Origin of the sequence: Devosia sp. UYZn731, assembly GCF_040546795.1 — a bacterium.
Taxonomy (GTDB): Bacteria; Pseudomonadota; Alphaproteobacteria; order Rhizobiales; family Devosiaceae; genus Devosia.
The window spans coordinates 223799-236177 of the sequence record NZ_JBEPOL010000001.1; the positions used below are offsets into that span (position 1 = coordinate 223799).

Consider the following 12379-nt stretch of genomic DNA (forward strand, 5'->3'; position numbering starts at 1 on the left):
ATAGCCGCGATGACGCATGATGACGCAGCGCAAACGCAAATTTTTGGGAGTGCTGCTAATCCTCGGCTCGATCGCCGCGTGGCTGGTCGTGGGCACGACCCTCTATCTGGAACTGCTGCAGGGCATGCCGTGGTTCGTGCTGATCCCGTTTTTTTGCGTCGCTGGCATGGGCTGGATTTTCCCCGCCATGGCCCTCATCCGCTGGATGGCCAAGGATGACGCGCCGGCCGCCTAGCCAGTGATGCGACCTAGCGTGCTGAAGATGGTTCCCGTCGCGAAAACATCGATATAGCGCCGTTTCTGGAACAGCCCGTTGAGCGAAATACGTGGCAGCGCCTGCGGCGTCTGGCTGTGCTGCGCATAGATGCCGCCGGGGCGCGTGGTGACGCCGGTGCGGAAGCCCAGTTCCCGCGCCAGCTCGAATTCACGAGGTCCGGCCGAGGCCGGGCCCCCGATGGGATACGAGATGTGCGCCGGCCGATGGCCGAACTTTGCCTCGAGGATATCGGCGGATTGCGCCATTTCGCTGCGAGCCTGCTCCACCGGCAGCTTGGCCAATTCATAGTGATGCACGGTATGCGCGCCGATGGTGCAGAGCGGTTCGTCGGCGAACTGCTGCAGTTGGTCCCAGTCCATGATGAGGTCACCGCATTGCTGATCGAGATCATAACGATGCTCGTCGGCAAAGCGGCGCATCAGGGAAACGCGATCCATCTCCGGCATCTGGCGCATGCGCCAGTAGAGAACATTGTAGGCGCCCTGTTTTAGCGTGGTAGTGCTGGTGTCGAAGCGCTCACCGTCCACGGTAATGGCATTTTCGCGGCCAATAATGTCCTCGATGGATTGCCACCAGACCTCGCCGGTGCCATCGACCAGTGCCGTCGGCACGTAGAGCGTAAAAGGGCTATTCTGCCGCCGCAGCACTGGCAGCGCGTATTGCAGGTTGTCCTTATAGGCATCGTCGAAGGTGAAAACGACGAACTGCCGCTCATGGTCGTCAGTCGAAGCCATGCGGATTACGGCTTCGTCCATGCTGACGATATCGAGACCCAGCGCCCTTAACCGGGTGATGCAATAGTCCAGAAAGTCTGGCCGCACCTGCAGGATGGCATTGGGGGCGAACTCTGCCGGCGCATCGGGCAGAACCCTGTGAAGAGTAAAAATGACTCCGCGCGACGACGACAGCGCCCGGATCAGCCCCGGCAAGCGGGACAGCCACAGTGCTTCGAACATCGCGCGAATGCCGGCGTATTTCAGAGACGGCACGCGCTGACCCCGACTGAATTATGCCGCGACCAATTCGGGCGTGGTGACGATATCGGCGCGCCCAAACCCGGCATCGGCCAATTGCTGGCGCAGGTCCTCGACGTCGGTGGCGTCATCGCTGGCCACCAGCACTAGCCGCCCTTCGAGGTCGGCGAACAGGGGGAGTGTCGAGGTCATGCCGACCCGGCCAGTCATCAGGACCACCACTTCATAGATATCGCCCAGCGCTTCGATCAGCGTCAGCGGCTTGGGCGAGCGGCGATCGATGGTCGCGCCCTGCCCCCATGGCACTTCGGCAAAGCTGTTGTCGCTGGACTTGTGCACGACGTCGCCGAAGCTGGCTTCGTCGGTGCTGAGGTCGGACAGCCCGGCATCGTCGGAGCGACGGGCGCTACCCGCATCGACTAGGGCCACGCTGAGCCCTTTGTCGAGCGCATCGGCAACCAGCGCCTCGGCCAGCATTTCGCATTCGACATTGGAGCGGTGCCCCGCGAGCAGTACCAGCCGCGTGCGGCCAAGCGCCAGATCGGAGGACAGGTCGGCGAAGGCCGTATGGGCGGATTGCGGCCGTGGCGCAACAGGAGCCGGCGGCAACGCGGTCTCCGGCCGGGTCCGGACTGGTGGCGCGACGGCACGTTCGACCTCCTCCTGCTCGTCCTCGGTCAGTTCCGGCTCAGGCTCCGGCTCGGCCAGAACTGCCTTGATGAAGCGCGCGCGGTCAGCCTTGTCGACATCGTGTTCGCTGGCGAACATCGGCGCATCCTGGTGCACTACCGGCACCGTTTCGGCTGGCGCAGCAAGCAGTTCCTCTGGCGTTTCGAACGCGGGGGGCGCTACGAAGGCCCTAACCTCGGGCTCGGCATCGTCCAGGGTGGCGATATCGGCATCCGGCGCTGGCTCCTCCGTCCATTGCTGGTCGGCCTCGAGCTCGGTTTCCATGAACGGAACCGTCTCAAGCTCGTCCTGTGGTCGCATTTCGGGCTCGTCTTCATAGGAAACGCGGCGGCCTTCGGTGATGGCCCGGCCGGACATCAGTTCACCCAGGATGACAAGGCCAATCTGGGCCGCAGCGGCGACTATGCCGACAGCCAGCAGGATCAGTGGCGTCTTGGGCGAGGCCGGGCTCACCGACGCCGCGGCCAGCGAAACGACCCGTACATCGGGCAGCGCCTCGGTACGGGTCGTGGCTTCGCTATAGCGCTGCAGATAGCTGGCCAGCAGGTCGCGCTGTGCCTTGGCCTCGCGCTCCAGGCTATCCAAAGTGACGGTGTTGGTGGTGGCGGCGGACGCAGAACCCTTGGCGCGGGTTAGTTCGCTCTTCAGCGAGGTTTCGAGGTTGGCCTCGATCTCCGCTTCCGATTCCAGCCCCTCGGCGACGCGACGGCCCTCGATATTAATCTGATTGTTCAACTCGTTGATCTGGGCGACCAGCGCCTGGATCGTCGGATGATTGGGCAGCAGCGTTGCGGCTTTCTGAGCCTGTTCGCCCTGCAGTCGCGCCTTTTCCTGCGTCAATTGCTGGATCACGGCCGAAGCGCGCACGTCGGCAATGCCGTCGATCGGCGCGCCGCGTTCCAGCAGCCCCCGGATCAGCGAGGCCCGCGACAGGGCCGCGCTCTTGCGTTCCTGCGCAGCGCTGATCTGCGTGGCAACGCTGGACAAGTCCTGATCGGCGAGGCTCGTATTGTTGGCGCCGACGAACAGGTCGTTCTGCACCTTGAAATTGGCGACCGCGTTTTCCGCATCGGTGACCGAGACGCGCAGCTTGGCGATTTCATTGCCCAACCAGCCGGATGCTTCCACGGTGTCGGACAGCGACAGATCGGTGCGGCGCGCCACATGCGCATTGGCGACCGCATTGGCGATCTTGGCGGCCAGTTCCGGATCGACGGACCGCACCAGCACGGTGATGATCGCCGAGTCGCGTTCCTGGATAACCGTCATGCGATCGAGCAGGTTGGCCAGCACGGTCTCATCCACATTGGCTGGCGCGGCCTTGCGGCCGAGGAATTGCGAAATGATCCCCAAGGGCGATGGCCCGCTGCCGCTGCCGTTGAATTCGGGAACCGAGCGCAGGTCGAGCTGGTCGATGACGTTGAGCAGGGTTTCGCGCGATTTGATCAGCTCGATCTGGCTGGAGACGACGCCCGCCGCCAACCCACTGACCGCCGCCGAGGGCGCATTACCCGCGGTATCAAACACGTTGGTGCGCGGCTCGACCAGGATGCCGGCGGAACTCTCATACATGCGTGGCACAAACATCAGCAGCGCAAATGTGGCAGCCAGCAGCAGCACCGTCACCAGGATGATGCGGGGCAAACGTTTGACGACCGCACCGAAGACGGCGCCCAGATCTATTCGTGCATCGCGCAAAGCCTGCGATTCGTAGGCCATTGCTCACCTCGCCTGTTCCGGGGGATTTATCGCCCCATCGTGGTAATCAATCCGTTAAAGCATTTGCAGATCGCAACAATACGCGCCCGCTCTAAGGGAAATCTTAACCATCCCAGCAGACACTCCGGCCATCAAACCCGAGCTGGATTCTCATGCGCTGGCTGCCCATAATCACCATAGTGTTGATGCTGCCGCTGGCGTCCTGCGCCACCGTGCCGGCGACCTATCTTGTCCAGACCAAGGGGCCGTACCAGCTCGACACCGGCGACGCCTTGCGGGTGACCGTCTATGGCGACGCTGAGCTGACCGAGACCTACCGCGTCGATGACGCCGGTGCCATCGCCTTCCCATTGGTGGGCACCGTGCCAGTGCGCGGACAGACGACCAAGGTTGCCGCAGCGCGGCTCTCGGCGGCACTCGCCAACGGCTATATGCGCAATCCCAATGTTTCGGTTGAAGTGGCCGAGTACCGGCCCTTCTTCATCCAGGGCGAAGTCGGCAATGCCGGCCAGTTCCCCTATGTGTACGGCATGACTGTCCGTGCGGCGATTAGCACTGCCGGCGGCTTCACCGATACCGCCGATCGCAACAATGCCGTGGTCTACCGCCGCCAGGGCAACGAAATGGTCAAGGGCGTCGTCAACCTCGATTTCCCCATCTATCCCGGCGATACGATCGTCGTGAACGAACGTTGGTTCTAGCCGGTGGGCCCAGCGCGCAAACTGCGCATCCTGCAAGTCATGCGCGCTCCGGTGGGTGGGCTGTTCCGCCATGTCGCCGATCTGACGCGGTCTCTCGCGGCTGACGGCCACGAGATCGGCATTGTCGTCGATAGCCTCGCCAACGATGCACAGACCGAAAGCCGGCTGACGGCGCTTACTCCCTTTGCCAGCCTGGGCATTCACCGCTTCGCCATGCCGCATGTCTTGGGCCGCGGCGATCTGGTGACGCCGCTGGCTGTGCGCCGTCTGGTCAACAAACTGAATATCGACGTGCTGCATGGTCACGGCGCCAAGGGCGGCTTTTACGCGCGGCTGGCCAAGATCGGTAAACGTCGGCCGATCGCGATCTACACTCCTCACGGCGGCGTGTTGCACTTCTCCGCCAACTCGCGCTCCGGCCAGGTTTTCCATCTGCTCGAGCGTAAGCTGATGGCGCAGACGGCGGCGATAATCTTCGAAAGCGCCTTCGCCAGGCGCACCTATAGCGCCGTGATCGAGGAACCAACCTGCCCCAGCCCCGTGATCCACAACGGCCTGAACCCCGACGAATTCGTTCCCGTGCTCGCCAATGACGATGCGGCGGACTTCGTCTTCGTTGGTGAATTGCGCGATCTCAAGGGCATTCACATCCTGATCGATGCACTGGCCGAGGTGCGGCGCCCCGACGGAACACCCGCCAAGCTGGTCATGGCTGGCGATGGCCCCGCCCGCGCAGCGCTAACGGCACAAATCGCCAAGCTCAAATTGCAAAATCGTGTCGAACTGGCAGGTGCCCAACCGGCCCGCGCGATGTTCGCCCGCGGACGCTGCGCCGTGGTGCCCTCGCTGGCGGAGTCCCTGCCTTATGTGGTTCTCGAAGCCGCAGCCGCTCAACTGCCGGTGATCGCTACCAAGGTGGGCGGCATTCCCGAGATTTTTGGCCCCACAGCTGCCAGCCTGATCCCCGCCGGCGATCCACTGGCTCTGCGCGAGGCCATGCAAGCCGTCCTCGACGATCCGAGGGGCGCGCATATCGAGATGAAAACCCGGCTCGCGCACATCGCCGAAGCCTTCTCGCTGGAGCGTATGTCGGGCGATATCGCGGCGCTCTACCAAAACCTGTCGACTTAATCCTCACACCCGGTTTCACCGAGTCTTCACTCCTTGCACCGATGATAGCGCCGAGTACGAGTACCGGTGGCGTCAAATGTATCGCGTAGACCCTAAACAGGCTGTGCTGGAGCACGTCTCCAAGCAATCCGAGGCCGGTCCCGCCGGTCGCACGCTGTCGCCCCAGGCCGAAGCCATTATCGCCGCCCCAATGGAGCGCGGCTATTCGGGCGCCGTGATCGTCGGCATCGCCCAAGCGGCCGAGGCGGTGCTCTTGGCGGTACTGGGTTACGGCATTTACGAAGTCTATGTGCAACTGGGCGAGCCGTCTTTCTACATCCCGGCAATCCTGGCCTCGTGCCTCCTTGCCAACGTCCTGTTCAACGCCGCGCGCACCCATCGCATCACCGCCTATCGCACGCTGCTCAGCCAGATCAGCCGGGTGCTGATCGGCTGGACGCTGGTCATGCTGGTGCTTTCCATCACCGTGTTCTTCCTCAAGGCGTCGGACATGGTCTCCCGCGTCTGGCTCTTGAGCTGGTATGTGGGCGGCGCCGTTGGACTGGTGTCCTATCGGCTGGCCCTGCGCTCGCTGGTTTGGCACTGGACCAATATGGGCCGCCTGAAGCGCCGCACCGTCATCGTCGGTGGCGGGCACGATGCGGAAACCCTGATCCAGCAGATCGACAAGGGCGCCTCCAACGATATCCGCCTGCTCGGCCTGTTCGACGATCGCGTCGACGACCGCTCGCCCGAGACCGTCGCCGGCTGCCCCAAGCTGGGCAAGGTCGCCGATCTGATCGAATTCGCCCGCCGCTCGCCGGTCGACCTCGTCATCGTGTCGATGCCGCTATCGGCGGAAAAGCGCGTGCTGGAAATGCTGACCCAGCTCTGGGTACTGCCGGTCGACATCCGGCTATCGGCGCATATGAGCAAGCTCAAATTCACCAACAAGGCCTATTCCTATGTCGGCGACGTCGCCGTGTTCGACATGGCCGACCGGCCGATTTCGGACTGGAACCTGATCTTCAAATGGGTGTTCGACAAGATCGTAGCGCTGACCGCGCTGATCGTGTTCTCCCCGATCATGCTTGCGACCGCGATCGCCATCAAGCTGGAGAGCCGTGGCCCGGTGTTCTTCATGCAGAACCGGCACGGCTTCAATAACGAGCTAATCAAGATCTACAAATTCCGCTCGATGCGCACCGACATGCTCGATGCCACGGCCAGCAAGCTCGTCACCAAGAGCGACCCACGCGTCACCAGGATCGGAAAATTCATTCGCAAGACCTCGATCGACGAGCTGCCGCAACTGCTCAACGTGCTCAAGGGCGAGCTGTCCATCGTCGGGCCCCGCCCCCATGCTTTGCAGGCCAAGGCCGACAACAAGCTCTATTACGAGGCCGTCGAGGGGTACTTCGCCCGCCATCGCGTCAAGCCTGGCATGACCGGCTGGGCCCAGGTCAATGGCTGGCGCGGCGAAACCGACACCATCGACAAGATCATGCAGCGGGTGAACCACGATCTCTATTACATCGAGCACTGGTCCATCCTGCTTGATCTCTACATCGTGGCCATGACCCCGGTATCGCTCGTCTCCAAAAACGCGAACGCCTATTGAGCCTCGCGGGCACCATCGGTCCCGATAGCTTCAAGATCGGGTCCAGGCGACTCGGCCGCGCTTATCTACGCACCAAGGTGCAGGTGCTGTTCGACTTCCTGGTCGGGTTCTGGATTTTCACCGGCTGCCTGGTCTTCGTCGAGCCGTCGCCCTACGAAGTCAGCTTCCTTTTGGTGCTGCCATTCGCTTTCCTCGCCGGCATGGGGGTCTATCGCTCCACCCTGGGGCTGCTGGCCATGTTCGTGGCCTTCATTCCCTTCGCGTTGATCTCGGCGTTCCAGGCGCGCGTGCTGTCGATCACCGACGAGATCACCTTCGTCATCGTCACCGCCTTCCTGCTGCTCACCAGCTATTTCGTGGCAAATTACGTGGCCGAGCAGACCGCGCGGCGCATGCGCCTGGTGATGAACGCTTATACCGCTGCCGCCCTGATCAGCGCAGTCATCGGCACCCTCGCCTATCTGGGGCTGATGCCTTCCGCAGATACGTTCCTGCTCTATGGCCGCGCCAAGGCCATGTTCAATGATCCCAACGTGTTCGGGCCGTTCCTGATCCTGCCCGCAATGTATGCCCTGCAGCGCGTCCTCCTAGGCACCAGCCGCAAGGCATTCTGGGCCGGCGCGGTCTATATGGTGCTATTCATCGGCGTCTTCGCCAGCTTCTCGCGCGCCGCCTGGGGACACTTCGCGTTTTCGTCGCTGATCGTGCTCGTGCTGTGCTTCTGGCTTGAGGCGCGGGCGCACGAAAAGGTGCGCATCATGATCCTGTCGCTGGTGGGCTTGGGCATGCTGGCGGTGGCGCTCGGCGGGCTGCTCAGCATTCCTTCGGTCAACAGGCTGTTCGAGACACGCGCGGCGAGCCAGAACTATGATAGCGGGGAAACCGGCCGCTTCGGCCGCCAAGGCTATGCATGGGAGCTGGCGATTGCCAATCCGCTGGGGATCGGACCGCGCGAATTCAGCTTCATGCGGGTGAGCGAGCTGCCGCACAACGTCTATGTCAACGTGCTGCACGCCTATGGCTGGGGTGGCGGCGCCGTCTATTATCTCCTGGTGATCCTGACACTGTGGCGTGGCATAGCCAGCCTGACCAAGCCCTCCCCTTACAGGCTGATGATGATTCCGCTGGTCGCGACCTACACAATGCTGGTCGGCGAGTCGGCCATCATCGACAGCGATCACTGGCGGCATTATTTCCTGCTTGTCGGCCTGATCTGGGGCGTGGCCAGCGCCATCAACCACGGCAAACGCGACCCCGTCCCTCGGTACGCCATGCTCATTTGAGCGGTTGCGCGCTTTCCATATAACGCTCAGCCAGCCGCGCGGTCCCGGCGGCAAAACCCGGCGCATGGGTCTGGGCGAGGCTGGTTTCGCCATGCGAGCTGATCCAGGCCAGCAGCGCCATGCGGCGCAGCATCACCATCGTATCCATCGCCGCCAGATCGGCAGCTGAAAGCGATCGGACAGCCGTATACCCCTCCAGCCACGCGGCCTTCAAAGCTGGGATGGCCAAATGAGTCTCGTGGAAGGAAATTGCCGCGGCAAAGTCGTAGGCGAACCAGCAGAAGCCGCAGTCGTCGAAATCGATCAGGGTAACATCGTCACCATCGACCAGCAGATTGCCCAGCCGCATATCGGCATGGATCAGGCCGAACCTGTCCGCCGAAGTGCCATACTCGGCCAGTTGCACGCGCAGCAGCCCATCCAGCCGGTCGAGCGTCGACCGAATGGCCGGCGTAATCTCCCGCGCGGCCCGCCAGTTGCCCCACAACCCATCTGCATCCAGAATCCGCTCGGCGCTCCACACCTGCCGCACGAAGCTGTCCGGCCGGCGCCACTCGACAACGTGCTGGTGCATCTGCGCGGCAAATCCGCCCAGCGTAACGAACAGCTCGCCCAGATTGCTGGTCGGCGATGGCTCCTGCCCCGGCGCATAGGCAAACAGTACGGCCAGCCGCGGCTCATGCCCCGGCGAGTCGAACACTTGCAGAATCTGACGATTGCGGCCCTTGATGGGCTTGGGCACCGGCAGCCTGGTATCGCGCCGCAGCGCTATCAGCCAGGCCAGCTCGCTCTCGATCGACGCGCGCGACTGGTAGCCAGGCCGATGCACGCGCAGGCTGTAGGTCTCGCCAAACGGCGCATCGATGCGGAAGGTGTGATTTTCGGAATGATTGATCAGGCGCGCCGTACCAGCAGCCGTTTCCGACCATAACTGCAATGCGCCGACCAGGCCGGGAATGCTCAATGCAACGGCATCCGGATTGTGCCCTCAAGCTTCGTGCATGACGATATCTCGAATGGCTCGGGATATGCCATGCGACATGAATGTCATCTACGATGAGTGGGAATTGGTCGGAGCGGCCGGATTTGAACCGACGACCCTTTGTCCCCCAGACAAATGCGCTACCAGGCTGCGCTACGCCCCGACTGCGCGGAGACATAGAGAAGCGGGGCTTTTCGTGCAACCCTGATTTTCGTCCAAACGGAACAAAGTGCGATTTTTGACCCCAGGAAGCGACAAGCGGTGGGAAAAGTCCAACCAAAAGTCCCACCAATGTTTTGCGTCCGTCGAGTGACGCTGGTACGGCGTCAGTCCATCCTCAGCGCAGTAGCAGCCTTATGGCGAGCGCGAGACGGTCACTGTAGTCCTGCCTGGTTTCAACCTGATATTTGATACCGATTGAGGTGCTGATCAGGGTCTGCGCCACCGCTGCTCCTATTTCCCGATCCGCTTTGCTCGCCGATGCGGCGATGGCATCTGTAATCAGAGTGGCGAACCGCTGCGGCATCACCGTAACGATGTCACCGAGAAGATCGGGATTGTCATCGATCACTAACCCAATATCCCTGGCCATGGGGCCAATGTAGCGACCGACCCATTGGCAGAACGCTTCCAGAAGGCGTTCGCGAATGGGAATGTCGGCTGCCCCTAAAATGCGTTCTACCTCGGCAATGTCCACCTGCAGGGCATGAAAGACCGCACCTCGAAAGAGCTCCTCCTTCGACGCGAAGAGAAAGTAGAGCCCAGGCCGGGAGATCCTGGCAGCCCGGGCGACGGCGTCCATCGAGGTCTTCCGGTATCCGAAGCGCGCGAACGTCACCAGGGCAGACTCCAAAACCGCCTTACGGCGATCGATGCTGATGCTGGTTGACGATGGGGAATGGATGTCTGGCGAGTTCATGGACCGATGTGTACCGGAAAAAATTAACTTTACAATAGTTGACTGGTTTGTATAGTCATTGGCATGACCACAGGCGCCCTCATCACGACTCCATTCACCGCGACCAGCACTGCCGACGACGTCATCCGTGATGTTGATCTGGGGGGCGTACGCGCCATCGTTACCGGAGGCTCATCCGGCATCGGCATTGAGACGGCCCGCGCACTGGCTGCAGCCGGGGCTGAAGTAACGCTAGCGGTACGAAACATTGACCTCGGCAGCACGGTAGCCGAAGACATAGAACGAAAGACTGGCGGCACAATGCCCCGGGTTGCGCGACTTGACCTGGCCAGCAGATCTTCAGTGGCTGCTTTCATCGAGGCCTGGGAGGGCCCGTTGCATCTCCTGGTCAACAACGCCGGGCTGGTCACGAGTGGACTTGAGCGCACAGGCGAAGGTTGGGAACTGCAGTTCGCAACCAATCACCTTGGCCACTTCGCTTTGGCCGTGGGGCTGCACGACGCGCTAGCACGCGGAGCAAAGGCACGTGACGGCGCGAGGATCGTTTCGCTCAGCTCGACAGCTCACATGCGCTCAGGCATCGACTTTGACGATCTCCATTTCGAGCGTCGCCGCTACAACCCGCAGATTGCCTATGCCCAATCAAAGACTGCCAATGCGCTGTTTGCTGTAGGCGCGACGCAACGCTGGGCCGGTGACGGAATTATCGCCAATGCGGTCAATCCTGGCGGCGTGGCAACGGGATTGCAGCGCAACTTCTCCATGCAGCAACGGGAATCGCTGGATGCAGCTGCGGCCGCAGGCATCTTCAAGTACAAGTCGATCGAACAGGGCGCTGCGACAACTCTGGTTGCGGCCGTTGCAGCAGAATTTGCCCACACGGGCGGTCATTATCTCGACGACTGTCGCGAGGCCTATACCGTGACCAATGACGCCGACCTTGCTCAACATCCTCACGGGGTAAAGGCGTGGGCTCTAGATCCCGATATAGCAGACCAACTCTGGGCGGTATCGAGAGACCTCTGCCACGGCTGAATTCATGCCGCCCTCGAGCCTCGGTGATAAAAACTGGCGGCACTCTACATGGGCCCGACCTCTTAGTGACGGCGAGCCCGTAATGACCGTTGCCGACGAGAAGTCCCATCAAGCGGTTGATGCGACGGCTAACGGATCGTCCATCCACAGAGTGCCAGGGCGACTTACCTGTTTCATATAGTCGACAAAAGCGCGCACGACAGGCGAGAGTTCGCGTCGGCTTGGGAAGACCAGGTTGACCTCGACCGGCGGTGGTGACCAGTCAGGGAAAACATCCACAAGCTGGCCCGCTGCGATCTGTGGCGCGCAAATATAGCCGCTCAAAATCCCTAGGCCGGCACCGTTCGTAACCAAGCGGTTGATGGTGAGCGCCTCATTGACCGAAAGGCGCGGCTTGATCTCTACGCGCACAGTTTGCCCTCCCCTGGAAAACGTCCAGGGCCTCGGCCTGCCATCCGGCCCGGGCATTTCGATCGTGTCATAGTGTGGGATATGACTGATCGAAGACGGTCTGCCTCTGCGCTCGAGATAAGATGGGGCGGCGCAAAGATAGCGCCGCATCTCGCCAAGCTTGACTGCGACCAGGCCAGAATCTTGCAGCGGCCCCATGCGGACCGCGATATCGACTGCCTCCGCCACAAGATCGGCAGGGCGGCTATTCAGATCGAGCCCGATCTCGATATCGGGATAAAGCAGAAGGAATTCGGGCAGCTGCTCGGCGAGCACATTGACACCGAACCCTACGCCCGCGCTGATCTTGAGCAGACCGCGCGGTTGACCGGCGAGATCGCGCACATAGGTCAATGCGTCGCTGAGATTTGCGATGATGCCGGTGCTGCGTTCGTGCAGAGCTTGCCCCGTCAGGGTCAGCGCAACCTCGCGTGTCGTGCGCTGGAACAGGCGGGTGCCGAGTTCGCCCTCCAGCCTGGCAATGGCGCGGCTGACGTTGGATTTCGGCACGCCAAGCGCATGCGCCGCCGCGGTGAAACTCCTCAGCGACGCGACTTTCTCGAAGATTTGCAGGGATTTGATATCAAGCATACCCCATTGTTGCACTATTCGGCATAG

11 protein-coding genes and 1 tRNA gene are annotated in these 12379 nt (G+C 61.9%); 6 read left to right on the plus strand and 6 right to left on the minus strand.

Translation table 11 applies throughout. The annotated features are described in order from the left end of the window. Nucleotides 1-19: 19 nt before the first annotated feature. Nucleotides 20-235: a DUF2842 domain-containing protein gene (locus tag ABIB57_RS01055; protein ID WP_354037999.1), complete on the plus strand. Its 216-nt coding sequence runs from the start codon at nt 20-22 to the stop codon at nt 233-235. Here ABIB57_RS01055 and ABIB57_RS01060 read toward each other — a convergent pair. After that, entirely contained in the window at nt 232-1266 is a 1035-nt protein-coding gene (locus tag ABIB57_RS01060; RefSeq protein WP_354038000.1) for a polysaccharide deacetylase family protein, read from the minus strand. The genes ABIB57_RS01055 and ABIB57_RS01060 overlap by 4 nt on opposite strands. Nucleotides 1267-1284: 18 nt before the next feature. Beyond that, a complete protein-coding gene (locus tag ABIB57_RS01065) occupies nt 1285-3660 on the minus strand; it encodes a GumC family protein (protein WP_354038001.1) in 2376 nt (791 codons plus the stop codon). 152 nt (nt 3661-3812) lie between these two features. On the opposite strand from ABIB57_RS01065, the gene ABIB57_RS01070 reads away from it, so the two are divergent. The 4 genes from ABIB57_RS01070 to ABIB57_RS01085 all read left to right on the plus strand — a co-directional run bounded on the left by ABIB57_RS01070 (nt 3813) and on the right by ABIB57_RS01085 (nt 8375). Then, nucleotides 3813-4361: a polysaccharide biosynthesis/export family protein gene (locus tag ABIB57_RS01070; RefSeq protein ID WP_354038002.1), complete on the plus strand. Its 549-nt coding sequence runs from the start codon at nt 3813-3815 to the stop codon at nt 4359-4361. A gap of 3 nt (nt 4362-4364) precedes the next feature. Then, nucleotides 4365-5492, plus strand: a complete 1128-nt coding sequence (locus ABIB57_RS01075; RefSeq protein ID WP_354038003.1) for a glycosyltransferase family 4 protein — start codon at nt 4365-4367, stop codon at nt 5490-5492. A 76-nt stretch (nt 5493-5568) separates the two neighbouring features. Then, nucleotides 5569-7092 carry an undecaprenyl-phosphate glucose phosphotransferase gene (locus ABIB57_RS01080; protein ID WP_354038004.1) on the plus strand — a complete coding sequence of 508 codons (1524 nt, stop codon included), beginning with the start codon at nt 5569-5571 and terminating at the stop codon, nt 7090-7092. Continuing rightward, the gene (locus tag ABIB57_RS01085; RefSeq protein ID WP_354038005.1) at nt 7089-8375 is read left to right on the plus strand and encodes an O-antigen ligase family protein; all 1287 of its coding nucleotides are present in this window, start codon (nt 7089-7091) and stop codon (nt 8373-8375) included. The genes ABIB57_RS01080 and ABIB57_RS01085 overlap by 4 nt, the downstream gene beginning before the upstream one ends. Here the strand turns inward: ABIB57_RS01085 and ABIB57_RS01090 are convergent. The 3 genes from ABIB57_RS01090 to ABIB57_RS01100 all read right to left on the minus strand — a co-directional run bounded on the left by ABIB57_RS01090 (nt 8368) and on the right by ABIB57_RS01100 (nt 10276). Continuing rightward, complete coding sequence (locus ABIB57_RS01090) at nt 8368-9339, minus strand: phosphotransferase enzyme family protein (RefSeq protein WP_354038006.1); 972 nt, start codon at nt 9337-9339, stop codon at nt 8368-8370. The genes ABIB57_RS01085 and ABIB57_RS01090 overlap by 8 nt on opposite strands. A gap of 104 nt (nt 9340-9443) precedes the next feature. Further along, nucleotides 9444-9520, minus strand: a tRNA-Pro gene (locus tag ABIB57_RS01095). A 174-nt stretch (nt 9521-9694) separates the two neighbouring features. Continuing rightward, the gene (locus ABIB57_RS01100) at nt 9695-10276 is read right to left on the minus strand and encodes a TetR/AcrR family transcriptional regulator (protein ID WP_354038007.1); all 582 of its coding nucleotides are present in this window, start codon (nt 10274-10276) and stop codon (nt 9695-9697) included. Between the two features lie 63 nt (nt 10277-10339). Here ABIB57_RS01100 and ABIB57_RS01105 point away from each other — a divergent pair, with 63 nt between their 5' ends. Next, nucleotides 10340-11311: an SDR family NAD(P)-dependent oxidoreductase gene (locus ABIB57_RS01105; protein ID WP_354038008.1), complete on the plus strand. Its 972-nt coding sequence runs from the start codon at nt 10340-10342 to the stop codon at nt 11309-11311. A gap of 108 nt (nt 11312-11419) precedes the next feature. Here ABIB57_RS01105 and ABIB57_RS01110 read toward each other — a convergent pair whose 3' ends face one another. Then, nucleotides 11420-12352: a LysR family transcriptional regulator gene (locus ABIB57_RS01110; RefSeq protein ID WP_354038009.1), complete on the minus strand. Its 933-nt coding sequence runs from the start codon at nt 12350-12352 to the stop codon at nt 11420-11422. Nucleotides 12353-12379: the final 27 nt, after the last annotated feature.

Coding starts and splice junctions, on each gene's coding strand:
- ABIB57_RS01055 (WP_354037999.1), top strand. CDS start 20: ATGACGCAGCGCAAACGCAAATTTTTGGGAGTGCTGCTAATCCTCGGC.
- ABIB57_RS01065 (WP_354038001.1), bottom strand. CDS start 3,660: ATGGCCTACGAATCGCAGGCTTTGCGCGATGCACGAATAGATCTGGGC.
- ABIB57_RS01070 (WP_354038002.1), top strand. CDS start 3,813: ATGCGCTGGCTGCCCATAATCACCATAGTGTTGATGCTGCCGCTGGCG.
- ABIB57_RS01080 (WP_354038004.1), top strand. CDS start 5,569: ATGTATCGCGTAGACCCTAAACAGGCTGTGCTGGAGCACGTCTCCAAG.
- ABIB57_RS01100 (WP_354038007.1), bottom strand. CDS start 10,276: ATGAACTCGCCAGACATCCATTCCCCATCGTCAACCAGCATCAGCATC.
- ABIB57_RS01105 (WP_354038008.1), top strand. CDS start 10,340: ATGACCACAGGCGCCCTCATCACGACTCCATTCACCGCGACCAGCACT.
- ABIB57_RS01110 (WP_354038009.1), bottom strand. CDS start 12,352: ATGCTTGATATCAAATCCCTGCAAATCTTCGAGAAAGTCGCGTCGCTG.